Below are 22,147 nucleotides of genomic sequence, written 5' to 3'. Positions count from 1 at the left end.
GAAAACAGCTTTTATACTATTGTGGCAGCTTCATCTTAAAGATGTAGTAAGGCTGATCCTGTTTACCAAGGCCTTTGTTCCAAGTAGGCGTTTTATGAATGGCCGATGTTGTAACATATAGCATGTCGTCGGGTCCAAAGGCAAAGGTATCAGGCCACTCCAAGCGTGGGTCTTGCACAACCGGCTCTATTTTGCCGGCTAGGGTGCGGCGTACAATCGAGTGGTTTTCGAAAGCCGTCATGTACAGATTGTTCTTGGCATCTATTTCCATCCCATCGCAAGCTGGTACCTTGCCTAAATCCTCGATTTGCTGGCTTAGCTGCGCGTCCGTTAAGGCCGGGTTGCGGAGCGCTTCGGTTTTAATGCGATACAGGGCGTAACTGGTTAGCGGCTTCCAATACAGGTACTGCATGTCTTGGCTTAGCGCAATACCATCGGCATTGAAGCGGGCCTTCTTGCCAGTTGGGTCAACCAGTTCCTTGCCGTCAGCTTTGATGTTGAGCGTAGTATCGCCGAGCATGGAGGGGTGCTGGTTGAGCAGCTTGCGGGACTTGCCGGACTTCAAATCAATTACCACCAAGCTGCCAACTCCAGACTCTGTGATGTAGGCATAGTTGTTTTGCGTATCGATCCGCACGTCGTTGAGGTAGGACTTGCGAGGCGCTACACTTTCGGGCACGCTTATATTCTGCACCACCTTATTGGTACTGGGGTCAATCTTAACCAGTTTTGGGCCACCAACTACGGTTCCTTTCAAACCGGGCGAAGCTGGGTCAAGCACCCAGAGCATACCGGTTTTGTCGGCGTATACGCTCTGTGGGCAGATCCAGTGCTTTTGGGGTTCGTTGCGCACGGTTTCGTTCCAGGTACACCAAGTGGCATCCGGATACGGCTTAACGGAACCGTCGGTGCTCACTTCAGCCACCGGATTTACGGGGTTGTTGTCCCAACGCGGAAAATCGGCAAACACCCGGCCGTCGGGCAGTACGGCTACGCCCACCATCTGTGGCTCCCGGAACCCGGCCACCACTTGGAGCGGTGAGTTAGCGGGTGCTTGTGGCCCAGCCGTACTTACTGAGTCGGTGGAGGCAGTACCACCGGATTGGGTGGTTGGGGAGGACGGGGACGAACAGCCACCAGACACCAAGGCTGCGCCCAGACCAACTGGCAGCAACAAGGCGCCGACAGTGCGAGGGTTGAAAAAAGATAACATACGATTTTGGTTGTGCAAACTCCCTACGACACAGGATATCAGCGCGTAAGAAGCGTGGTTGAGGTTGCTGGTAGATACGACTAGTAATGCGCGAAGTTGGGCCAGCAGGCCGCTTTCACCAGAGGGTCAGGGGATCCTAAGCTGGTGCACAAAGACGAGTTGCTTGCACATAGCCGCCTCCACGGTGGAATAACCACTCGAAAACGAGTTCTAATAATTGCTGTATCTTTGGCCCCTCTTAGCGCTCAAAAACATATAAGTACAAAATTTTATAACTATTATCCGATTTTACAGTTTAATTCTTGCTTGAAACGCTTAATTCAGCCTTTCGGCTGTTGACATAAAATCAGGGGCAACCTTTTCTGAAAAGAAAAAGTTATGCTCCTCCCTTGAAGCCGAGTCGGGCCGGCTGTCTATCCTCTCCAGACGAAGTGAGAGTACACGAACCCAACCGTCATGTCTATTGCTTTATTCCTGCTGACCTTTCTTTTTCCTCCTCGTACTATTTCCACTCCCGCGCTAGCGTTGCCTTCCACTGTAGCCAGCCTTAGCCCTCGTTCGGTACACGTAGCGGTACCAATCCAGCCTGTTCAACGGCCTCCCCGCACCCTGTCGTACACCGTTACGGCTACTACCTACTGGCCTGAACCCGGCCAGACCGACAGTAATCCGATGGAAACTGCTGATGGTTCCATCATCCCTACCCGCCACTCCAGCCGCACCCGTTGGCTGGCTGTATCCCGCGACCTGCTCGAAGGTTCGGGCGGTCCTTTCCGCTACGGCGAAAAAGTCCGCGTCCAAGGCATGTCTGAAGCATTGGATGGCGTGTACATCATTCATGACACGATGAACCGCCGCCACCGCCACTGCGTGGACGTGCTGGTAAACGAGCGAGAATGTAAGAATGGCCTCGAAGGCCGCTGGAGTGAAATAAAGCTTAGCAAACTTGCTCCAAAACCCGTTTGGCAGGCTAGCTAGCCGCTAAATTTTGCTCCGTTCCACCCTCTTCAGGGTAACGCGCCAGTAGCCGAGGCGCACCATCTGCATCATATAAGAAAGAAAGCGGCTGATCAGGTTCGCGCATAATTTCTTCCAGCGGGATATGCCACCGCTTCCACATTTCCAGTAAAGATTGCCCGTAGGCAGCATTGTCCCATGGGTTGAAGATGTCGCCGGTTATATCGTCGATCAGCGTATCCATGACTATATGCGTAGCTCCTGGGGCTAGTGCACGCGGATAATAGTCGGGTACTACATTGAGGATGTAGGAGGCGTAATACACGCGCGCCTTAAACTCTGCTACTTGCACTGGGTGCAAGGGCCGGAGAGCATCCTGATACACGCGGCGCATGGCCTGCCGGATGATACCATTGTCCACTAGGCAGGCAGTAAGCACCGCATTATCTAGCTTGATGCTGAAGGTCAGCGTACTTAAGTCGTCGTCGTACTCGAACGGCATGTCGTCTTGCGTCTGACTTACTTCTAGCACAAACACCGATGCGGGCGAGAAATCATCGAACTCAACAGGCACTCGCAACGCTTGGAACGCCTGGAAAAAGGCTTGAAACCGGCGTAGCATCTGCGCATTTTCAGCCAACGGATACTGCGGTACGGCCAGTGGTTCTAGCTCATTAAGAATCTCGGTTACCAGTACGCCATACATCATCTTGCCTAGCCACAAAAACAAGGTTTTGTCGCCGAGAGCCCGCAAGCTTTCCACTCCTTGTTGCGCAGCTTCTTCCACTTCCTGCTCTAACGGCTCGACGTGCTTAGTCCGGCACTGGGGGCAACAAGGAATGCGTAAGTCGTTGAACTGCACGATGCTTAAATCCAGCAGCTTGATCTGACGCTCGTGCAAGTTGTAGCGCGTCATCAGCCACTCGGCGAAGACGGGCACCGAATCTGCACGCGGCATAGTGGGCGTACCACACAAAAAGCATTGCTGCGGCCCAAAACGCATACCGTCGAATGGGTCGTAGAAAGTGAAATCGTTGGGAGCCGGAGTGGCAGCAGAAGCAGACATAAGCAAGCAACCTTGAATAAAGGCCCGCAAAGGTAACCACACAGAACCCGCAGATGGAAGCCTACGTGTTGATCCGCCAGTGACAAACCCTAGAAGCAGGTTAGTTGCTTGCCTCAACCACAAACGAAAAAGCCCTGGCCACATAAAGTGACCAGGGCTTTTTTCTGTGCTATGGCTTGGCCTAGCGAGAAAGAGAAGAGCCCATTTTGATGAGCACTTTGCTTAAATGACCGAGTGGCCCGGCATAATCGCCCGTTGACTCATCGGCTACCTTGGCGGTTTCGGCGCCTAGGGTAGCAATGGTTTCGGCTAAGTCATGCGTTTGGGTGTCGGAAGCAGTGAGTTGCTCGCGCAGCGTGGCTAGCTCCTGAATGATTTTGGCCAACCCAGGGCGCTCAGAGGATTGTAGAACAGCTTCCCACCGCTCGATTTCAGCCAACCCGTGCTGGTCGCGCTGGTCGGGTACCCCCGCATTGAGCAAGGTAAGAGTGTCTTCGAGCAGGGCACTATTCTGCTGGTCAGTTACGCCAAGCGGTACATTGGGCGTAGCAGGCGTCTGGGGAGTGGAAGCAGTGGAATCCATGGGAATATGAAGTCGGTGAGCGGGAGAATCAGCTATGCTATACTTGCTCGCGGCCGGAAAAGTTGAGTGCGCCCCAACATCTGCTAGGCGCGCTGCTGCCAGAACCGGTCTGCTACCCTACAGTATAGTATCTGGGCTAGCTGCTTGTCTGTAAGCATACTGGCGCAATGGCGCAGTTACCGATTTCAGCTAATAATTATTGGTACTGTTGGGTTACTTTTTCTGGGAAGCAACATAAAGAGCAGGTTTGCTTCAACTCTTACTCTTAACGTTCTCTATCCATGAAAATGTCCTTGAAATCTTTGTTCGTTGCTGTTGCTGTTTCTTTCTCTGTTGCTTCGTGCACTGAAGCCGGCAAAGAAAACGCAAATGCTGCTGCCGAAAACACCGAAGCTGCCGCTGAAAACACTGGCGACGCCGTGGAAGTGGAAGCTGAAAATGCTGCCGCTGCCACCGAAAATGCAGTAGACAAAGCTGCTGCAAACACGGAAGCTGCTGCCGAGAAAGCAGGCGACAAAATCGAAAACGCTGCCGAGAAAACGGCTGCTGAAACCGAAGAAGCTGCTGCTGAAGCCAAAGCCGAAATCAAAGACTAGTTCCTAGTGAACTACGCGGGCCGCGCGCGGCCGGAGTACTAGGCGGTGGTGTACGAGTGTATCTACCATGCCTAGTACTCCGGCTGTGGGCGGCCCTCTTTTTTGTGCTCTCTCGGCTACACGCTTTGTTTCTTTGCTTCCGTTTCGGTGGGAGCATCTGCTAGCTCTAACAGCACTTCATAATACGGGCGCTGCACCATGCGGGCCTGTAGCCAAGCGTAGAAGCTAAGAGCCTGCAAATCTTCGCGCTGCAGCGGCAAAGACTGCGGCATTTGCTCTACACGCTTGGCAAAGCCAGGGTGCTGCAAGGCCTGCGGATTATCTATAATCTCCCGAACCAGGGCCAAATAGCTGAGCACGTACGCGTAGGGTCCCCCATCATCAACACCACTCCGTTCCCGCAACAACCGTTCGATAGCGCGTAACCGGTTGAGAGCTAAGTCAGCGTTGCCCATTTCGAATTGCGCCAGCATTTCCCCGATGTTTTTGTTGATCAGCCACTCCAACCCCATTTCTTGCTCGCACCAATGGTCGGAGCGGCCTATCCCGATGAGGGTGCGGTTGGTTTTAGCGAACTGGCCTTCGGCAAAATAGTGGAAAGCCAGCCCTAAGCGCGCCGTTAGCTCGTCGCGGGGTGCTAGCGTGGTCGTAGGGCTCAAAATCTGTTCCAGCAGCCGGATGCTTTCGGCATTACGACGCAGAAAAGCGTAGTTGGCGGCCAGCAGAAACGTGTAGCGAGGGAGCCACTCCGCGCGGCAGCTTTGGCCTCCTTCCTCCGCCAACGCCTTTCGCATGAGCTCCAGGTACCGTACTGCCTCCTCGAAGCGCCGCACCCGGTACAAGGCGTGGGCAATCATGTAAAGCAGCCCGATCTGATAGTAGCGGTGCGCTGGCTGGAACCCGTGCCGCTTTTCCATGAGATGGTAGCAGCGCAGCACAAACGGGGTGAAGGAAGCAAAATCTCGGCGCACAAGCATGGCATTGCGAGCAATAGACATCAACCGGTAGAGCACTGCTGGCCGCCGTGCAAAAGCCTCCTGCAAGTCGTACTCGCGGAGTACCTCTTGCAGAATACCATCGAAGGCTTCTCCTGCACGGCCTTTCACACGCGCTTGGCGCAGCCGCTGCCGAATCAGACTGTCAGCAATACCGGCGCGCTCCTCCTCGTCGGCGGCCTTCTTGTTGAGGTGGCGCTGCCGAATAATGTCTTCTAGTGGGTCGGCAAACTCGCTGGCGGCCTGCGCAATTTGGAGGTTGTACACGGTGTTAAGCAGCTCGTACTGCTCGTTGAGCCGGGCCAGCTTTTCGGCTTTGCGCAACGTGGACCACGCTAGCCGCGGTACGCCGGCTTCAAAAAGGTATTGCGCCAGCGTAAGCAACCCGCGCACCGATGACGCCGCCGTAGGATCGTGCTGGCGCTGGCGTAGCAAGAGAAAGTCGGTAAGATGGCGCAGTAGGCGTTTGCGCAATGCATAGTAGGCCGTGGCGTTTGGCTGGTCGGCGTACAGACGGGTCAGCAGCTGAGGCGTGGTGTATTCCTTGGGGTGCAGCAGCAGCTCATAGAGGCGCAAGTCCATGCGCCCTTTTTGCTTGCGCTTTTGCCGTTGAATAAACTGAGCGAAATCCTTGCGGTCCTCGGGCGAGAAAGTAGCCAGCGTAGTTCGCAGGTCGTCCATAATGGGCTTAGTCGGATAAGATATACATCGTGTAGAAACCTCATTCCCAACAAGTAAAAAGCAGGGGTGAGTGTCACACTCCTAAAGAAAACAGCTTGTTTTCAATATGCAAGCTGACTTAGCGCATTCGAAGGGTACAATCCTCATGGCTACCCACCGCTACAGCAAGTGGAGCTAGTAAGGAATGCCAGCAAAGATGTAGTAGAACATTATACTGCCGCCTTTTTGGGCGCAAAAATGGCTGCTCACCTGAAAAACTTTCCTCTTTGTTGGCTGAGCGTGAAGCTTAACCGTATAGCCTGTTATCTCCCACCTTAACACCTACGATCATGGACGCTAATAACAACGGCATCGACGACAGCACCGAACTGCGCACGCGCGGTAACTGGAACGAAATCAAAGGCGAAGCCAAGCAGAAGTGGGGCAACCTCACCGACGATGATCTTGCCTACGAAGAAGGCAAGCAAGACGAGTGGTTCGGCTCGTTGCAGCACAAAACCGGTGAAACCATTGATGACATAAAAGCGTGGTTCAAACGCACTTTTTAAGTACCTGCAGTGGTTCTTCTTTTGAAAGACAATTGCCTTACACTTTCTAGTGTGAGGCAATTGCTTTTACAGGTGGCAGCTGACTAAGGAATATTTTTATTCTTTTTCTTGGAAACAATTTTCATATACCAAGTATTACTATAGTCAATGCCTTTATATTTGCAACAAATACGGCCTCTTTCACAACCATATGAGGATTAATCCAGAGGAACTACGCACCCTGGGTAATCCGGCTTTGTTGCGACAGCCGAAAACCGCTTTCTTCTGCTCGCGCCAATACCCGGAATCCATTGAACGACCCACGTACTTGTGGGCTTTAGAGCAACGCTATGCGCACAACTGCGTGGTATCGGGGTTCCATTCCAAGCTAGAGCAAGCGGTGTTCCGCTATCTGCTTCAGGGCACAGGTCAGCCCATACTATATGCCTTAGGGCGTGGTATTCAGCCTAATCTGCGGTTCGAATACGGCAAAGAAATAGAGGCTGGCAACTTGCTGTTCGTGTCGCCTTTTGAGAGTACAGTGCGCAGCATCACGGCCGAAACCGCGGAAATCCGCAACATGCTGGTGGCAGACATGGCCGACCAGTTTTTTGTCCCCTACATGACCGCCGAGGGCAACATTGACCGGCTGCTCAACCACCCGCTGGCGAAAGGCAAGCCCGTTTTCACGTTGGATCTACCTGTTAATCAGCCACTGATCCAACGCGGCGCCCGATTATATTGCCCAATGGGGGCGCTAGGACGCAGTACCGGACGGTATACCCCTCCCCGCTCGCCTGCCATTTAACCTAAACAGGTACTTTTTGCGTACCACAGGCATTCTCTCCCTTAAGTGATGCCTTATGTCCGTAGCTAACTCAATTTCATCTGCTGTCTCTGCTTCCCCTTCTGCGGGCATCAGGGCACTGGCGCGCTTTGGCTTCGCAGCCAAAGGAGTGGTATACCTGTTGGTAGGTGTACTAGCACTGCTGGCTGCTACCGGCCAGCGCGGCGGCCAGACTGCCGACAAAAAACAGGCAGTCCAAACGCTCCAGGACCTGCCTGGTGGGCCCGTACTGCTAGGTATTATTGCGTTTGGTTTGCTGGGCTACATTGTGTGGCGCTTCGTGCAAGCCATCCGCGACACTGAAAATAAAGGCTCTGGCGCCAAGGGTATTGGGCGCCGGCTGGGCTACGCCGGCAGCGGGCTACTGTACGCTAGCTTGGCGTGGTACGCGGCGCAATTGGCAATGAACGGCTCTGCCTCCGAAGGCGGCAACAGCCAACAGACATTAACCGCGAAAGTATTAAGCTGGCCCGGTGGCGACTGGATTATCATGGCCGTGGGACTGATTATCATCGGTAGCGGTATCTACCAGATTATCAGAGCGTATTCCGGCAAATTTCATAAGCATGTGAACTCCAGCAATCTGCCAGCTAACCAGCAAAATGTTGTGTATCGTACGGGCCAGGTAGGTTACACGGCACGTGGCGTGGTCATGGCTATTATCGGTTACTTCTTCGTGCAAGCCGGTCAACAGTCGCGTGCATCAGCGGCTGGAACTACCGACGAAGCATTTGATTTGCTGGCCACAATGGGCCCCTCGGTACTGGGTGTGGTGGCACTGGGCTTGATGGCTTATGGCCTTTACATGCTGGTCCAAGCCCGATATCCGGTGTTGAACGGCGTGTAGCTGCTCTTGCAGTAGTACTGTTCTAAAAGTTGAGAGGCCCAAAACAATGTTGTTTTGGGCCTCTCAACTTTTAAAACATACCCAGGTGAGTAGTTCGACACAAGACCTTGGTGCTGGAGGTGAGTTCAGAGCTAATAAACAGTAACCGGATATCGCCTACTTCGGTCAATAGATAGTAATAGGAGTACTCGAATAGCTAAGCACAAAGCCTGGCAAATATTATTTATCTTTCTAATTATCAATTTATTATGTGCAATACCAGGAACTTTTAAAAGTCAAAACATAGAGAAATGTGGTTGTCGGCATGAGTTACGGACGTGCATCTTTCCTACCTCACTTCTCTCAACCCCAATTTCTTATGCTTCGCTTTTCTACTGTTATCATTTTACTGTTGCTAAGCTTGTCGGCACGGGCGCAGGATGTGCTTACCAAAAGCAATGGGGAAGAGTTGAACGTGAAGGTGATGGAAATAACCTCTTCCGAAGTACGCTACAAGCGCACCGACAATCCTGATGGCCCACTTATTACCGTATGCCGCACCGATGTGTTTATGGTGCGCTACGCCAATGGCACCAAGGAAGTACTACATCAGCCCGAAGTTAGTCCTACCACAGCACCGATGTCCAAAGAGGAAGCTTACAGCAAAGGACGTCTCCATGCCCGCGCCTACTACAAAGCGTCCGGCGCTTTCTGGGGCACCTATGCTGCTACCTTCTTGACGGGCTATGGTGGCCCAATAACGGGTGCGGCCATAGCCGCGACCAAGCCCCCGGTCCGCAAACTCGTGGTGCCGGAAGCGCAGTTGCTGCAAAACCCTTATTATGTGGCGGGATACCGCAAACAGGCGCAAAACAAGAAAATAGGCAGTGCGGCAGCCGGCGTAGGTGCCGGCGCAGCAACGTGGTCTGTGGTAGTGTTAGCTGCTCTTTTTACCTACGGCTTGCACTAAACATTAGTAGCGTTGATGCGCGTCACGCGAACTAGGAGTTACAAAGAGCCTTGTCACTTCCACGCACTACTTTCCCGTTACCAGCCAGCGGCCTATACTTATTTGTCCGCCACATAATCCGCTAGGTAGTGGTAACGCGGCAGGAGCTGGCCGTTGCGGGCAATGGTGGCTCGCTCTACCACCTCATCTTGGCCTGGTTCGCCCAGCAAATGCGGCAGCACATTGTCAATGAGTTGGCGCCCGAAGTCGCGGCTGGCATTGCGGGGCAACTCGCAAGGCAGATTGTCTACGGCCATAACCGTGATATTGGAGGCGCCAGAGTAAGCTGGCGCTAGTGTACCCGTCTGGCAGTTGTAGTCGAAGGCTGGCTCTGCAATGGTGGTGCTGCGCTTGGTGGTGGGCACGGAGCCGTCCACGTCACAGGTAACGTCGGCAATGGTGTTGATGCGGAAATCTGCACGCTTGGTGTCTTCCTCTGTGAACAGGCGGGGCGCAGCCGGATGCCAGTAGGCGCAGGCAATTAGCAGATCCGTCACGGGCAGGAAAATGCCGAACGTGGACTCATACTGCTCTGGGTTGCGGTGAAAGTCGGGGGTGTCCCACACCCGACCGTCGCGCCGCCGGTTATAGTCGGAGCTGCGCAGCTGGGTGTACACGGGCTCCTTGAAATCCTGATACAGATAATCATACACGCTGACGCGCTTCAACCCCATTCGGTCCAGCACTTCCAAGGCGCCCTGCGCCACCCGACCGGAGCCGGTTACCACCATTTTGATGGGCGGCAGGCGCTTCACCTTGAAAAACTCTTCCTGCATGTCTTCCATATCCACGCATTGGTAGGCAGGCTTTAGCGTGTACAGGTTGTGTTTGCGCCCATAGGTGAGCAAGCCGTTGTAAGCGCCCACAATACCTGCCCAACGCCCAAAGGCTACTATCCGCTCCCCCCCGTCGCGGTTGGTCATCAGTTCGTAGTCGACGAGGGTGATATGGTGGCGAAGCACCGCGCGGAGCAATTCGCGGTTGGCGGGCTGCTTCTTTACCGTGTGCGAGAAAAACAGGTAGGTTTTGTTGGGAATCAGCTGCTTTACTGGCACTTCTTTTACGCCCATCAGAATGTCGCAATCCGAAACATCGGCTCGCACTTCCAATCCTAGGTCACGGTATTCCTGATCGGAAAAGCAGCGGTGTGGGCTTTCCTGCACCACGATGCGAAGGCCGGGATACTGGGCTTCGGCTTCCACACATTTCTTGGGAGTGAGCGGTACTCGTTTGTCGGGTGGGACTTTGCCTTCGCAAAGAAGGCCGATGGTCATAGAAGGCATAGCGCTGGCGTGGGAGGGGGTGGGAATCCGCTTCAAATCTATTGGTTTTCGTTAACCTAGCTCCTCACTCCGCTGGCTTGGGCAGGATCTGCTGGCCATTTGTCACCGGATATTTTCCATACATCTGCCGCAGCGTACATGATTATGACATAGCGCATTAGACAGTAGAGCACAGGATGGATACGGCGCTGCCGTGGACGTATTTGAGTGCCACAATTCCCGTCCACTCTTTTCTGTTCAGCTCTATGACTCAAACCCTTTACGTACGGCTAGGTACTGCTGCATTGCGTGGCCCGAAGCTGCGGCACAGTGTGCTAACAGCCAGCCGCTTGCTGCTCTTGCTAGTATTCCTGACAAGCGCCTCGGCAGCGGAAGCGCAACGCCGCATGGAAAAACTCAACCGGGGCGTAGTGGCCATCCGGGCCACCGCTAGCTCGGTGTATGTAGGCTGGCGCCTATTTGGCACCGACCCGAGCGGGCTTGGCTTCAACGTATACCGGGGTGCTACCCGCATTAATAGCACGCCCATCACGGGGGCTACCAACCTCGTGGACGAGACGCCAACCAACGAACCCTATACCGTGCGGCCAGTGCTGAACGGAGTGGAGCAACCCGCCTCCGAAAGCGCTACCGTGTGGGCGCAGTCCCGCCTGAACATTCCGCTCCAACGGCCCGCCGGCGGCACCACCCCCAGCGGCGAAGCCTACACTTACAGCCCCAATGACTGCAGCGTAGGCGACGTGGACGGCGACGGGCAGTACGAAATCATTGTGAAGTGGGACCCTTCCAATGCCAAAGACAACTCGCAGGCTGGCTACACCGGCAACGTGTACATTGATGCGTACCGGCTGACGGGCGCCCGGCTGTGGCGCATCGACTTAGGCAAAAACATTCGGGCAGGCGCGCACTACACGCAGCTGATGGTATACGACCTGGATAGCGACGGCAAAGCCGAAGTAGCCTGCAAAACGGCCGATGGCACCATAGATGGTAGAGGCACCGTCATTGGCGACGCCAACGCCGACTACCGTAACGCTACCGGCTACATTCTCACGGGCCCTGAGTTCCTGACGGTTTTCAACGGCCGCACAGGTGCTGCCATGGCTACTACAGCTTATTTGCCGGCCCGCGGTGCCGTAACTTCCTGGGGCGACAACTACGGCAACCGCGTCGACCGTTTTGTATCTACGGTGGCGTATTTGGACGGAGTGCGGCCTAGCCTCGTGATGGGGCGCGGCTACTACACCCGCTTGGTGCGTGTGGCCTGGGACTGGCGTAACGGTCAGCTTACCCGCCGCTGGACTTTCGACAGCGACGAAGCAGGCAACAGTGCTTACGCCGGCCAAGGCAACCACCAGCTCACCGTGGGCGACGTGGACGGCAATGGCCGCGACGAAGTGGTGAACGGCTCCAGCGCCATCCGCGACAATGGCACCGGGCTCTACGCCAACGGCCTCGGCCACGGCGACGCCCTGCACATGAGCGACATGAACCCCGACCGGCCAGGCCAAGAAGTGTGGCAGCCGCATGAAGACCGGACTGCCTACGGCATCTACGGACTGGAATGCCGCGACGCTCTCACCGGCCAGCCCCTGTGGGGCGTGCCCGGCACCGGCGACATCGGCCGGGGTTTAGCCGCCGACGTTGACCCCAACCACCGAGGCTACGAAATGTGGGGCTCCACTGGGGGGCTCTATACCTGTACTGGCACACAGATAAGCACCTCGAAGCCCACCATCAACTTTGCCGTGTGGTGGGATGGCGACCTGTCACGTGAATTGCTGGATGCCGGGTACAACTCCACTACCAACGTGGCTACGGTTCGGCTGGAAAAGTGGGTTCCGGCCACCAACAGCCTTACCCGCCTACTCACCCCAAGCACCGTGGCCGATGGTGATGCGCAAACCAATAACACCACCAAAGCCAACCCCTGCATAACGGCCGATATTCTCGGCGACTGGCGCGAGGAAATCCTACTTCGGTCGCGCGACAACGAGAGCTTGATTCTCTACTCCACCTCGGCGCCTACCACCGAGCGGATTTACACGCTCATGCACGATTCGCAGTACCGGTTGGCAGTGGCCCACGAGAATTCGGCTTACAATCAGCCGCCTCATACCAGCTATTACCTGGGTACCGGCATGGCCCCACCACCAGTGCCCAACATTGTGTTGGCTGATAGCCTGAACGTGCTAGGCACCCGCGCTATCCGGCCGAACCAGTTGGTAGTGAACGTATACCCGAACCCAACCAGCAGTGCCATCACCATCCAAACGGTTGGCACCTTCTCATACCAGATCTACAATATGGCGGGCCAAGTAGTAGAGCAAGGGGAGCGGCGCAACGACTTCAGCGGAGGCCTCCACCTCAACCCTGGCCTGTACCTGGTACGCGTCCGCACTGCCGATGGCGAGCAAACCACCGTCAAGGTGCTGAAAGAGTAGCTTCTACATAATCAGCCTACTGTGCAGCGCGGAAACCTGTTTCGCGACGAGCAGCGTGAGTAGCCGGCACTGGGCCTGCGCGCAGGAACTCGCGCTGCTCGTCACGGAACGGAACCCACAGGATTTGCGCGCTACGCTCCGCATCCCAGAAGAAACCAGAGATGCTTCGGCTCAGGCTTTAACCTGATTTTGCGCACCGAAAAACCGCGCCTTCGACCAGCATTTCCAGCGAACCAGCTATAGGGCAGCAGCGCGAAACAAGTTTTCGGGTTGCTGCCCTAAACTTTTAAGAGAATATCGGATTAAGCAAGCAGACAATCTGAGGAAGCTTTTTTCAGGTTACCTTTGTTGAGGCCTCACTGCCACTTATCTGTGCCACTCTGACTTCTTTCTTTTATGTTGCTCCAACCCAAGGCCGCCGACGTATTCATCGACCGTCATAACGGGCCCGATGCCGTCGCCGTAGCGGACATGCTGCGTGCCATCGGTGTCGATTCGCTCGACCAGCTTATTGATGAGACCGTGCCGGCCGCCATCCGCCTGAAACAGCCGCTGAACTTGCCCGCTGCCCTCACGGAGCGGGCTTTTTTGGCGAAGTTCAAAGGCATTGCCAGTAAGAACCGCCTCTTCAAAAACTATATCGGCCTGGGCTACCACGACACCCGACTGCCGGGCGTTATCCAGCGCAACATCATGGAAAATCCGGGCTGGTACACGGCGTACACGCCCTATCAGGCCGAAATTGCGCAAGGCCGCCTCGAAGCCCTCATCAATTATCAGACAATGATAATTGACCTCACGGGCCTCGAAATTGCCAACGCCAGCTTGCTCGACGAAGGCACTGCCGCCGCCGAGACCCTACACATGTTCCACTCACTGACCAAAAAGAAGAACGCCACGCGCTACTTCGTGTCGGAGCAGGTGCTGCCGCAAACCATCGACGTACTTCGCACCCGCGCCACACCGCTGGGCATCGAGCTCGTGGTAGGTGACCACCGCACCGTAGACCTCACGGATGATTCGTTGTTTGGTGCTATTCTGCAATATCCGGCTGCTGATGGCGCCGTGTATGACTATACCGACTTTATCTCTAAAGCGCACGACAGCAATTTGTTTGTAACAGTTGCTACCGACCTGTTGTCGCTCACGCTCCTTACGCCTCCTGGCGAGATGGGCGCCGACGCCTGCGTGGGCAACTCCCAGCGCTTCGGCGTACCGATGGGCTACGGTGGTCCGCACGCAGGCTTCCTGTCCACCAAAGACCAGTTCAAGCGCGTGATTCCGGGCCGTATTATCGGGCAGAGCATTGACGCCGCTGGCAACAAGGCCTACCGCATGGCTCTGCAAACCCGCGAGCAGCACATCCGCCGCGAAAAAGCAACCAGCAACATCTGCACGGCGCAGGTGCTCTTGTCGGTGCTGGCGGGCATGTATGCTGTGTACCATGGGCCGCAGCGCATCAAGCAATTCGCGACCAATGTGCACGCCCTCACGCAGGTGCTGGAGCAGGAGGTAAAAGCCCTCGGCCTCGACCAGCGCAACGAGTTCTACTTCGACACGCTCGACATCAAGCTGGAAAGTGCCGAGCTACAAGCCGCTGTTCGCCAGGAAGCAGAAGCAGCCGGCATCAACTTCCGCTACTTCGAAGAGCACGGCACGCCCCGCGTAGGCATTTCGCTGCACCAGAACACCGAAATTCAGGACGTAGCTGACATCGTAGCGGTGTTTGCCAAAGTGCTGGGCAAGGACGTGAAGTCGGTGGCACTGCCCGCCGAAATTTCCGTGAACTGGCCTGAGGCACTGGTGCGCACCAGCCAATATCTGACCCACCCCATCTTCAACACGCACCACTCCGAGCACGAGATGTTGCGCTACATGAAGCATCTGGAAAACAAGGACTTGAGCTTGGCTCACTCCATGATTCCGCTGGGTTCATGCACCATGAAGCTGAACGCCACCGCCGAAATGATTCCGGTGACGTGGCCGGAAATCGGGGGCTTGCACCCGTTCGCGCCTCGCGAGCAGGCACAAGGCTACACCCAGATCTTCCAAGACCTAGAGCAGTGGCTATGTGAGGTGACTGGCTTCGCGGCCGTAAGCTTGCAGCCGAACTCTGGTGCTCAAGGCGAGTACGCCGGCCTGCTAGCCATCAAAGGCTACCACGATGCCCGCGGCGACCAACACCGCAACATTGCCCTGATTCCGGCTTCGGCCCACGGTACCAACCCTGCTTCAGCTGTTATGGCAGGCATGCAGGTAGTGGTGGTGAAAAGCACCGAAGAAGGCAACATCGATGTGGAAGATTTGAAGGCTAAAGCTGCCCAGCACGCCGAGAAGCTAAGCTGCCTGATGGTGACGTACCCCAGCACGCACGGCGTGTACGAGGAAACCATTATCGACATCTGCGCCACCATCCACCAGCACGGTGGCCGCGTGTACATGGACGGAGCCAACATGAACGCCCAAGTGGGCCTTACCTCCCCCGCCACCATTGGCGCCGATGTGTGCCACCTCAACCTGCATAAAACGTTTTGCATCCCGCACGGCGGCGGCGGACCGGGCGTAGGACCTATCGGCGTAGTAGCTGATCTGGCTCCTTACCTGTCTGGCCACGTGGTGGTAGATGCGGATGGCCGCACTGGCGGGGCCGTGTCCTCGGCTCCGTGGGGCTCGGCTAGCATTCTGCCTATTTCCTACGCCTACATCAGCATGATGGGTGGTGAAGGCCTAACGGAAGCTACGCGCATTGCTATTCTGAATGCCAACTACATCAAGGCTCGCCTTGAGCAGCATTACCCTGTGCTCTATACGGGTGCCAATGGCCGCTGCGCCCACGAAATGATTCTGGATTGCCGCCAGTTCAAGAAGGCCGGCATCGAGGTAGAAGACATTGCCAAGCGCCTAATGGACTATGGTTTCCACGCTCCTACGGTTTCCTTCCCAGTGGCGGGCACGCTGATGGTTGAGCCCACCGAGTCGGAAAGCAAGGAAGAACTGGACCGTTTCATTGAAGCCATGATTTCTATCCGCCACGAAATTGCCGACGTAGAAGCGGGCCGCGCTGATGCCAAGGACAATCTGCTCAAGCACGCGCCGCACACGGCGGCCGTCGTGTTGGCGCAGGAGTGGCACCGTCCCTACACGCGGGAGCAGGCTGTGTACCCTACTGACTACGTGCGTGCCGCCAAGTTCTGGCCTAGCGTTTCCCGCATCGACTCAGCGTACGGCGACCGGAACCTGATCTGCTCGTGCACTTCGGTGGAAGAGTATGCTGACGCCGAAGAGAAGCTGGTTGAAACCGACAAAGGCCCTTCATACTAGAAGGCCTTAGCTACCGGTTGTAATTACTTGCAACACAAAAAGGCCCGCACGGTATCGTGCGGGCCTTTTCTGTATATCTGAAAATGGTGTGGCAGTTGAAGGAGTAGGCAGCGGGTATCGCCTTTGCCTAACATCCGCAAACTAAAGGCGTAGGGTGTTAGCGTTGGGGGAAGCAGGTGCGGTACATGTACCCGTTCATGGTCTTGCCGTCTTTGGTTACACGGGCCTTCACGAAATAAACGTCTACCGTGTCGGTTACCTGTACTTCAACACCAGAGCCAACGCTGGTCAGCTGTGTTGATTCCTTGGTCATGCCATCGTAGAGCACACAGTCGACGATGGTATTATGGGCTACCGGAGTCTTGCTCGTGTTGGTGCTGCTCGTGTTTTCTTTGGCGGCCGTGCAGGCGGCCAAACCTAGTAAACTGAAGAATAGGAGTAGGGTTCGATTCATTGTTGAGATTTATGGTCGGGGAAGGTACTTAGTTTCTTAAATAAGAAGATAATTTCCTGGGAATAATTTGAATGAGTTCATGGTGTTATATAGGTTGTCGGGGAACATTGGCCCACCGGAAAACGTTGAAGTAACAAGCAACGAAAAGCCCAAACGAAGCCTTTACGAGCCGTTTTCAAGCAGTAGTTGTTTCCTCCTCTTACTATACTTCACACATGCGCTCTATCACTCGCTTATTCGCCCGGTCAGCTGCTTTTGTAGCTGTTGGTTTTTCGCTGCTACTGGGTGTTACCAGTTGCGCCACTTCTTCTCGTGTTGGAGTCACTTCCGACTTCGACCATTCTGTTAACTTCCGCACGTACAAGACCTGGTCTTGGTTTCCGCAGCAGCCCGTAGACGCTGAAGGCGGTCCGGCCAAGGGCTACGAGTCATTTCTTGATCAGCGTCTGCAAAAGGCCGTTGAGCGCGAGCTTGCTGCCAAAGGCTTGACCCGTGTTGAGAAAGATGCCGACTTGTTTGTAGCGTACAGCGCCAAAGTGGAAGACAAACAGCAGGTTTCTCCTTACTACAATGGCCTCGGCTATCCTTATTACGGCTATGGCCTCTACAACCGCGGGCTTTACTCGCCTGTTACCCAGTATAAAGCGGGTACTGTTATCATCGACTTGGTTGACGCTAAGCGCAAAGAACTAACCTGGCGCGGCACTGGCCAAGCGCAGGTTGACAACCAAAGCATTTCCGAAGAAGAAGTGCACCGCATTGTGAACGGCATCTTGGGCAACTACCCTCCTACCGACGCCAACGCCCGCCGTTAGGCAGCAGTATTCCCTAGCAACCGTTAGCCAACAAAAAGCCTCTTGTGTAAGAGGCTTTTTTTGTATCTTATTGTATGGCTACATCTTCCTACTCCTGCTGGTTTGGTCTTGCGCTACTTTTGCTTGGCAGCCAGAGCTTGGTAGGGTGTGGAGCCGTGAGTGAAGGTATTTACGGCATGCGTCGCCCAGAGGCAGTGGGCTTCTCGCAGGTCAGTGAGTTTGCCGTAGCGTATGGCGTAGGTGTGGCTCCTGGCAAAAGCTTTGTGTTGGACACCAGCTACTTCGAGTTTTTGAAGCGCCAGCCCCTGGCAAAGCAAGAAGAAGCCAAGAACCACGCGCAGCCATTGCAGTTGCTGTACTATAACCGCAACGGCCAACTGATATCCTACTACGTGAATCGGTATGCAGACGGCTTCCCTAATCTGGACTGGAACCGCGACCGGCAACTGGAAGTCTTTCCGCCCGTTTCGCAAACGCCAACCGACAACCTGCTTTCTTTTGCCCAGCTAGCGCCGTTTTTACGCACCGTAGATGGTCAGCAAGTGCAAGGCATGCAGTCGTTTGCTGATTACACAGTAGTGGTCTTCTGGAGCCACCGTATGGGCCGGCAGAGTCGCCGCCTGCTAGCCGCCGCTCAGCAGAACTTACAATTAGCCCCAGCCAGCCAGAAGGCATATATTCTTTACGTCAACAACGACGCGTATCTAAGACGCTTAGGTTTGTGAGCGTATGTCTTTTGCTAGGTCACATTCATCCGTGCGTGTGGCTGGCCTGTTTTCCATACAAAAGGGCCAGCTGTTACTAGCTGGCCCTTTTGATTTTTTAGCTCACATGCAATGCACCTGTTCCGTTAGATCGGCACATTTACGTGCCGCTCGGCGTGGTAGCTGCTGCGCACCAGCGGCCCCGACTCTACGTATTTGAGGCCACGGGCAAGGCCTTCCTCCCGATAATGGGCGAAGAGGTCGGGGTGAATAAACTCGGCTACTTCCAAGTGGCGCTTGGTAGGCTGTAAGTACTGACCAAGCGTCAGGATATCAAGGCCATGCGCGACCAGGTCGTCCATAGCACGGTACATCTCTTCTTTGGTTTCGCCTAGGCCCAGCATGATGCCTGACTTCGTGCGCTTGCCGGCGTTCTTGGTACGGCGGATTTGCTCGAGGCTCCGGTCGTACTTGGCTTGCGGACGCACGAGGCGGTACAGGCTACCAACCGTCTCTACGTTGTGCGATACCACTTCCTGGCCTCCAGCAATCATCAAATCCAAGGCTTCCCAGTTGGCTTTCACATCCGGAATTAAGGTTTCGATGGTGGTTTCGGGGGAAAGTTGCTTGATGCGCACCACGGTTTCGTTCCAGATGCTGGCTCCACGATCCTTCAGTTCGTCGCGGTTGACGCTGGTAATTACCGCGTGCTTAACGCCCATCAGCTGAATGGCTTCGGCTACTCGGCGAGGCTCGTCGGTGTCGTACTCCGTGGGGCGGCCGGTAGCCACCGCGCAAAACGAGCAAGAGCGGGTACACACGTTGCCTAGGATCATGAAGGTAGCCGTTCCGGCGCCCCAGCACTCGCCCATATTCGGGCAGTTGCCGCTCTCGCAAATCGTGTGGAGCTTGTGCTCGTCCACCAAACGACGAACCGCAGCGTATTCAGGACCCACTGGCAGCTTCACGCGGAGCCAATCTGGCTTGCGTGGCTTGGCAGGCATAGGCACCTGGGGTTGCACTATAGGCAAGGTCAACAACAAATCATCCATGAGGCAAAGGTAACTGGTAGGACAGTTAGTATGAAGTAGCCGACAGCAAGTATATACACCGAAGCACTGGGGCATCGAAACACTTGCGCAACGACAGATCAAGCCATTAGGCTTGCGGCTACAGCTAGACAACAACAAATGAAAGAGACTTTGTTCGGTGCTGGCAATGCCAACTCTCCAAACAAAGTCTCGCTAAGTTCTGTCCGCGTTCTTGTGCTACTGTATCAGCTTCTCGACCCCAAATAAATAGTGAGGTACACTGACGGGTAAAAGCGGTTGTTAATTTGGCTATCAGGAACGTTCAGCGAGCGTAGAATCACAGGGGCCTTGCCATATACTTCCAGCAAAACGCCCGTTTCAATGCCTGCTACTGCGTCACGGTAGCGGCCGTACTCGAAGCTGAGCGCAGCCCGCATATGTGCCCCAATCTGCGGCTTGACTTCGCCAGCGCCAGTGAAAAGCGGCGCCCGGTCGCGCACGTTTTCTTCGCGCGTATGGATGGCGGGGTCATACTGTTCGGTGCGGATATCTTCGCTACCGGGCGGCTGGCCGGGTGAGCGGGGCGCATAGTCGTAGTAGATGTAATACGGCATGAGGAGCCCGATGGACGGACCTGCCGACGCCAGCGCATTCACCTGCACCCCAGACTCGGCTGCTTTGCGGAAAATCACACGTTGAGCCCCTATTGAAGGACGGAGCACAAAGAAGTAGTTGGACTTGTCCGGCACAAACGAACTGCCATTGTAGCTGGTCAGGCGGCGTTCTTTGCGGTGCTTCACTTCCACCATTTCTACGCTCCAGAACCGAGACCAAGACTCGTTGAGTACGCGCGTAGAGCGCACCGACGCACCACCAATCAGCCCGCCCCGGGTGTTGAAGTTGACTCCATACACGAACTCCTTTCGGTACGAAGGATCATCGTTAGGTGAAGCCGGCAGACTTTGTGCCTGGGTAGCAGAACCCGCCAAGCAGACCAGCAATCCGGTCAGAGAAAGTAGATGTCTCAAGGGAAGCGCAGGGGATAGGGTGAGCAGGTGAACAGAACAGTGGGACGACGCGGTGGCCACCCTATCGAAAGTACGTAAATTTACGGGCATCATCTTGTTTACTACCTTACTTCCTTGAATATGAACACTGCCACTGCTCGTTACGCCGGCCACCTGCGCACCGAAGCCACTCATTCGGCCTCCGGCAACACCATTCTTACCGACGCACCCGTCGATAATCATGGCCGGGGCGAGGCGTTTTCGCCCACCGACCTAGTGAGCGCTGCCCTAGGAAGCTGCATGATGACCATTATGGGCATCGTAGCCGAACGTCTTAGCCTCGACCTGACCGGCGTCACCTACGACGTTACCAAGCATATGGCTGCTGAGCCGCGCCGCATCCGGCAGATTGACGTGCAGTTTCGCCTGCCTGCTACGCTCAGTGCCAAAGAGCGAACCATACTGGAAAATGCTGCCCGGACTTGCCCGGTGGCCCTCAGCCTCAACCCGGAAATCCGGCAAGAGGTTCAGTTCGAATACGCAGGATAAGTAAATGAGTTTAAAGGCACTAGCCAACCTCGAACCAAACGCTCTGTACGCACAGAATAGTTGGTTTAAGGTTGGCTATGTGTGCCACAAAACGAAAGGAAATCGAGGCTATTGCTTAGCCCACTACACTTTTTACTTCGCTCAGCCGAATACCCATGTGCGAGGCATTATAGCGGCACTCACCGTCCTGGATGAGTAGCAGTTGCGGTGACTCGTGCTGCACGCCAAACTGCTGCGCTATTTCGGCGGAGATAGGGCGAAAGCGAAGCAAGTCGAGGTAATAGAACTTGGTGGCATCAAGGCCGGACTCGGCCCACTGACGCTCCAACTTGCCTTTGGCAGCAGCGCTGATAGAGCAGCTGGTGCTGTGCTTGAAAATAAGCACGGGATGCTCATGCGACTCACGCACAATGTCTTGTAGCTGGTCGGCTTGGGTAAGGGGTTGCCAAGGTATCATTGGGGGGTGGATTAGTTGTTGTCGGCTTTCTTCTTTTTACGAAGACGTAGACTGACGGTGCTAGGTTCACTTACGCGTGCGGCCCCCGTATTGTCGAACTTATATTTCTGACGACCATCGTTGGGTTGGACCTGGCGCCCTCCGTCGCCACGCTTCAGCGCAGCTTTGTTTACGGCTAGGTGCGAGTCTTTATACGGGGCCGGGTACTGGCGGGCGTCGCGCAAGGAACGGCGGTTGGCGGCCCGATGGTTGGGCTCGTGGGTTTGGGCCGAGGCACTGCCCCCAGCTAACAGCAAAACCACGGATAAGGCAAAGACTCGCATGCGGTGGGAGAAAGAAGTGAGAAAAGCGGAAACCAGCGGACTGTTCGGCAAATGAGAGGCGGCAATTGCAGCTAGTAGTGCATCACCAAGCGCTAACGTGCCCTGCCTCAGAATGGCAGCACAAACCCCAGAAACTTACGTTGTCCTACTTTGTGGGTCAGGCGGCGCCGCTCGTACTTAGGCTTTTTGAGTAGGCCATTTTTGTCGTAACTGTTTTTCTGCGGCTTCACCTCCACTGGCTCGGCACTCACGTCGGTGCCGTCAGCGTTTTGATCGGCCGAGCTTTTGGCAGTTTTCTTCACCTTAGGCTGCGGTGGGCCTTTGGGGCTAGGCAAGGCATAGCGGTGGCTCTGGCAAGCCGCCAAAAGCAATAGCCCGCTCATCATCCACACAAATAGATTCTTTAGCTTCATTACTGTAGCATCTAACACGGACGCTAATACTGGCAACGTCCTGATT

Annotated in this window: 22 protein-coding genes; 11 read left to right on the top strand and 11 right to left on the bottom strand. The window is 55.2% G+C overall.

The window, feature by feature from the left end; all coding sequences use genetic code 11:
* Positions 1-16 precede the first annotated feature (16 nt).
* The gene (locus MTX78_RS01270) at positions 17-1,213 is read right to left on the bottom strand and encodes an SMP-30/gluconolactonase/LRE family protein (RefSeq protein ID WP_243799191.1); all 1,197 of its coding nucleotides are present in this window, start codon (positions 1,211-1,213) and stop codon (positions 17-19) included.
* 456 nt (positions 1,214-1,669) lie between these two features.
* On the opposite strand from MTX78_RS01270, the gene MTX78_RS01265 reads away from it, so the two are divergent.
* Positions 1,670-2,191, top strand: coding sequence for an RlpA-like double-psi beta-barrel domain-containing protein (locus MTX78_RS01265; RefSeq protein WP_243799189.1), 522 nt, complete (start codon positions 1,670-1,672; stop codon positions 2,189-2,191).
* Here MTX78_RS01265 and MTX78_RS01260 read toward each other — a convergent pair.
* Together MTX78_RS01260 and MTX78_RS01255 are read right to left on the bottom strand one after the other, a co-directional pair.
* Positions 2,184-3,236: a hypothetical protein gene (locus MTX78_RS01260; protein WP_243799187.1), complete on the bottom strand. Its 1,053-nt coding sequence runs from the start codon at positions 3,234-3,236 to the stop codon at positions 2,184-2,186. The two genes, MTX78_RS01265 and MTX78_RS01260, sit on opposite strands and share 8 nt — an antisense overlap.
* A 181-nt stretch (positions 3,237-3,417) precedes the next feature.
* Complete coding sequence (locus MTX78_RS01255) at positions 3,418-3,819, bottom strand: hypothetical protein (RefSeq protein ID WP_243799185.1); 402 nt, start codon at positions 3,817-3,819, stop codon at positions 3,418-3,420.
* A gap of 287 nt (positions 3,820-4,106) precedes the next feature.
* On the opposite strand from MTX78_RS01255, the gene MTX78_RS01250 reads away from it, so the two are divergent.
* Positions 4,107-4,415, top strand: a complete 309-nt coding sequence (locus tag MTX78_RS01250; RefSeq protein WP_243799184.1) for a hypothetical protein — start codon at positions 4,107-4,109, stop codon at positions 4,413-4,415.
* A 116-nt stretch (positions 4,416-4,531) separates the two neighbouring features.
* Here the strand turns inward: MTX78_RS01250 and MTX78_RS01245 are convergent, their stop codons facing one another.
* A complete protein-coding gene (locus MTX78_RS01245) occupies positions 4,532-6,091 on the bottom strand; it encodes a hypothetical protein (protein WP_243799182.1) in 1,560 nt (519 codons plus the stop codon).
* 329 nt (positions 6,092-6,420) lie between these two features.
* On the opposite strand from MTX78_RS01245, the gene MTX78_RS01240 reads away from it, so the two are divergent.
* The 4 genes from MTX78_RS01240 to MTX78_RS01225 all read left to right on the top strand — a co-directional run bounded on the left by MTX78_RS01240 (position 6,421) and on the right by MTX78_RS01225 (position 9,261).
* Positions 6,421-6,639, top strand: coding sequence for a CsbD family protein (locus MTX78_RS01240; RefSeq protein WP_243799180.1), 219 nt, complete (start codon positions 6,421-6,423; stop codon positions 6,637-6,639).
* Between the two features lie 190 nt (positions 6,640-6,829).
* Positions 6,830-7,426 (top strand): hypothetical protein, encoded by a 597-nt coding sequence (locus tag MTX78_RS01235; protein ID WP_243799178.1) that lies wholly within the window; start codon positions 6,830-6,832, stop codon positions 7,424-7,426.
* A 55-nt stretch (positions 7,427-7,481) separates the two neighbouring features.
* A complete protein-coding gene (locus MTX78_RS01230) occupies positions 7,482-8,312 on the top strand; it encodes a DUF1206 domain-containing protein (protein ID WP_243799176.1) in 831 nt (276 codons plus the stop codon).
* A gap of 358 nt (positions 8,313-8,670) precedes the next feature.
* Positions 8,671-9,261 (top strand): hypothetical protein, encoded by a 591-nt coding sequence (locus MTX78_RS01225; RefSeq protein ID WP_243799174.1) that lies wholly within the window; start codon positions 8,671-8,673, stop codon positions 9,259-9,261.
* A 98-nt stretch (positions 9,262-9,359) separates the two neighbouring features.
* Here MTX78_RS01225 and MTX78_RS01220 read toward each other — a convergent pair whose 3' ends face one another.
* Positions 9,360-10,574: an NAD(P)-dependent oxidoreductase gene (locus tag MTX78_RS01220; protein WP_317258924.1), complete on the bottom strand. Its 1,215-nt coding sequence runs from the start codon at positions 10,572-10,574 to the stop codon at positions 9,360-9,362.
* Positions 10,575-10,828: 254 nt separating this feature from the next.
* Here MTX78_RS01220 and MTX78_RS01215 point away from each other — a divergent pair, with 254 nt between their 5' ends.
* Complete coding sequence (locus tag MTX78_RS01215) at positions 10,829-13,027, top strand: rhamnogalacturonan lyase family protein (protein ID WP_317258923.1); 2,199 nt, start codon at positions 10,829-10,831, stop codon at positions 13,025-13,027.
* 396 nt (positions 13,028-13,423) lie between these two features.
* Positions 13,424-16,348: an aminomethyl-transferring glycine dehydrogenase gene (gcvP, locus tag MTX78_RS01210; RefSeq protein ID WP_243799172.1), complete on the top strand. Its 2,925-nt coding sequence runs from the start codon at positions 13,424-13,426 to the stop codon at positions 16,346-16,348.
* 157 nt (positions 16,349-16,505) lie between these two features.
* Here the strand turns inward: gcvP and MTX78_RS01205 are convergent, their stop codons facing one another.
* A complete protein-coding gene (locus MTX78_RS01205) occupies positions 16,506-16,802 on the bottom strand; it encodes a hypothetical protein (protein ID WP_243799170.1) in 297 nt (98 codons plus the stop codon).
* 215 nt (positions 16,803-17,017) lie between these two features.
* Between MTX78_RS01205 and MTX78_RS01200 the strand changes: the two genes are divergently transcribed.
* Together MTX78_RS01200 and MTX78_RS01195 are read left to right on the top strand one after the other, a co-directional pair.
* Positions 17,018-17,617, top strand: a complete 600-nt coding sequence (locus MTX78_RS01200; RefSeq protein WP_243799169.1) for a DUF4136 domain-containing protein — start codon at positions 17,018-17,020, stop codon at positions 17,615-17,617.
* A 74-nt stretch (positions 17,618-17,691) separates the two neighbouring features.
* The gene (locus MTX78_RS01195; protein ID WP_243799167.1) at positions 17,692-18,342 is read left to right on the top strand and encodes a hypothetical protein; all 651 of its coding nucleotides are present in this window, start codon (positions 17,692-17,694) and stop codon (positions 18,340-18,342) included.
* Between the two features lie 125 nt (positions 18,343-18,467).
* Here MTX78_RS01195 and lipA read toward each other — a convergent pair whose 3' ends face one another.
* The gene (gene lipA, locus MTX78_RS01190; protein ID WP_243799165.1) at positions 18,468-19,325 is read right to left on the bottom strand and encodes a lipoyl synthase; all 858 of its coding nucleotides are present in this window, start codon (positions 19,323-19,325) and stop codon (positions 18,468-18,470) included.
* Between the two features lie 272 nt (positions 19,326-19,597).
* The gene (locus MTX78_RS01185; protein ID WP_243799164.1) at positions 19,598-20,380 is read right to left on the bottom strand and encodes a hypothetical protein; all 783 of its coding nucleotides are present in this window, start codon (positions 20,378-20,380) and stop codon (positions 19,598-19,600) included.
* 120 nt (positions 20,381-20,500) lie between these two features.
* On the opposite strand from MTX78_RS01185, the gene MTX78_RS01180 reads away from it, so the two are divergent.
* On the top strand, positions 20,501-20,908 hold the full coding sequence (locus tag MTX78_RS01180; protein WP_243799162.1) for an OsmC family protein: 408 nt from the start codon (positions 20,501-20,503) through the stop codon (positions 20,906-20,908).
* A gap of 115 nt (positions 20,909-21,023) precedes the next feature.
* Here MTX78_RS01180 and ytxJ read toward each other — a convergent pair whose 3' ends face one another.
* From ytxJ to MTX78_RS01165, 3 genes are all read right to left on the bottom strand, one after another.
* Positions 21,024-21,365 (bottom strand): bacillithiol system redox-active protein YtxJ, encoded by a 342-nt coding sequence (ytxJ, locus tag MTX78_RS01175; protein ID WP_243799160.1) that lies wholly within the window; start codon positions 21,363-21,365, stop codon positions 21,024-21,026.
* 11 nt (positions 21,366-21,376) lie between these two features.
* Positions 21,377-21,688 carry a DUF4932 domain-containing protein gene (locus MTX78_RS01170; RefSeq protein ID WP_243799158.1) on the bottom strand — a complete coding sequence of 104 codons (312 nt, stop codon included), beginning with the start codon at positions 21,686-21,688 and terminating at the stop codon, positions 21,377-21,379.
* A 107-nt stretch (positions 21,689-21,795) separates the two neighbouring features.
* On the bottom strand, positions 21,796-22,101 hold the full coding sequence (locus MTX78_RS01165) for a hypothetical protein (RefSeq protein WP_243799143.1): 306 nt from the start codon (positions 22,099-22,101) through the stop codon (positions 21,796-21,798).
* Positions 22,102-22,147: the final 46 nt, after the last annotated feature.

Origin of the sequence: Hymenobacter tibetensis (assembly GCF_022827545.1) — a bacterium.
Taxonomy (GTDB): domain Bacteria; phylum Bacteroidota; class Bacteroidia; order Cytophagales; family Hymenobacteraceae; genus Hymenobacter; species Hymenobacter tibetensis.
The sequence above is the reverse complement of the archived record's forward strand: the minus strand, read 5'-3'. Positions and strand labels throughout refer to the sequence as shown.

Coding starts and splice junctions, on each gene's coding strand:
- MTX78_RS01240 (WP_243799180.1), top strand. CDS start 6,421: ATGGACGCTAATAACAACGGCATCGACGACAGCACCGAACTGCGCACG.
- MTX78_RS01235 (WP_243799178.1), top strand. CDS start 6,830: ATGAGGATTAATCCAGAGGAACTACGCACCCTGGGTAATCCGGCTTTG.
- MTX78_RS01250 (WP_243799184.1), top strand. CDS start 4,107: ATGTCCTTGAAATCTTTGTTCGTTGCTGTTGCTGTTTCTTTCTCTGTT.
- gcvP (WP_243799172.1), top strand. CDS start 13,424: ATGTTGCTCCAACCCAAGGCCGCCGACGTATTCATCGACCGTCATAAC.
- MTX78_RS01220 (WP_317258924.1), bottom strand. CDS start 10,574: ATGACCATCGGCCTTCTTTGCGAAGGCAAAGTCCCACCCGACAAACGA.
- MTX78_RS01215 (WP_317258923.1), top strand. CDS start 10,829: ATGACTCAAACCCTTTACGTACGGCTAGGTACTGCTGCATTGCGTGGC.
- MTX78_RS01205 (WP_243799170.1), bottom strand. CDS start 16,802: ATGAATCGAACCCTACTCCTATTCTTCAGTTTACTAGGTTTGGCCGCC.
- MTX78_RS01195 (WP_243799167.1), top strand. CDS start 17,692: ATGGCTACATCTTCCTACTCCTGCTGGTTTGGTCTTGCGCTACTTTTG.
- MTX78_RS01180 (WP_243799162.1), top strand. CDS start 20,501: ATGAACACTGCCACTGCTCGTTACGCCGGCCACCTGCGCACCGAAGCC.
- MTX78_RS01200 (WP_243799169.1), top strand. CDS start 17,018: ATGCGCTCTATCACTCGCTTATTCGCCCGGTCAGCTGCTTTTGTAGCT.
- ytxJ (WP_243799160.1), bottom strand. CDS start 21,365: ATGATACCTTGGCAACCCCTTACCCAAGCCGACCAGCTACAAGACATT.
- MTX78_RS01270 (WP_243799191.1), bottom strand. CDS start 1,213: ATGTTATCTTTTTTCAACCCTCGCACTGTCGGCGCCTTGTTGCTGCCA.
- lipA (WP_243799165.1), bottom strand. CDS start 19,325: ATGCCTGCCAAGCCACGCAAGCCAGATTGGCTCCGCGTGAAGCTGCCA.
- MTX78_RS01230 (WP_243799176.1), top strand. CDS start 7,482: ATGTCCGTAGCTAACTCAATTTCATCTGCTGTCTCTGCTTCCCCTTCT.
- MTX78_RS01255 (WP_243799185.1), bottom strand. CDS start 3,819: ATGGATTCCACTGCTTCCACTCCCCAGACGCCTGCTACGCCCAATGTA.
- MTX78_RS01225 (WP_243799174.1), top strand. CDS start 8,671: ATGCTTCGCTTTTCTACTGTTATCATTTTACTGTTGCTAAGCTTGTCG.
- MTX78_RS01260 (WP_243799187.1), bottom strand. CDS start 3,236: ATGTCTGCTTCTGCTGCCACTCCGGCTCCCAACGATTTCACTTTCTAC.
- MTX78_RS01170 (WP_243799158.1), bottom strand. CDS start 21,688: ATGCGAGTCTTTGCCTTATCCGTGGTTTTGCTGTTAGCTGGGGGCAGT.
- MTX78_RS01245 (WP_243799182.1), bottom strand. CDS start 6,091: ATGGACGACCTGCGAACTACGCTGGCTACTTTCTCGCCCGAGGACCGC.
- MTX78_RS01165 (WP_243799143.1), bottom strand. CDS start 22,101: ATGAAGCTAAAGAATCTATTTGTGTGGATGATGAGCGGGCTATTGCTT.
- MTX78_RS01265 (WP_243799189.1), top strand. CDS start 1,670: ATGTCTATTGCTTTATTCCTGCTGACCTTTCTTTTTCCTCCTCGTACT.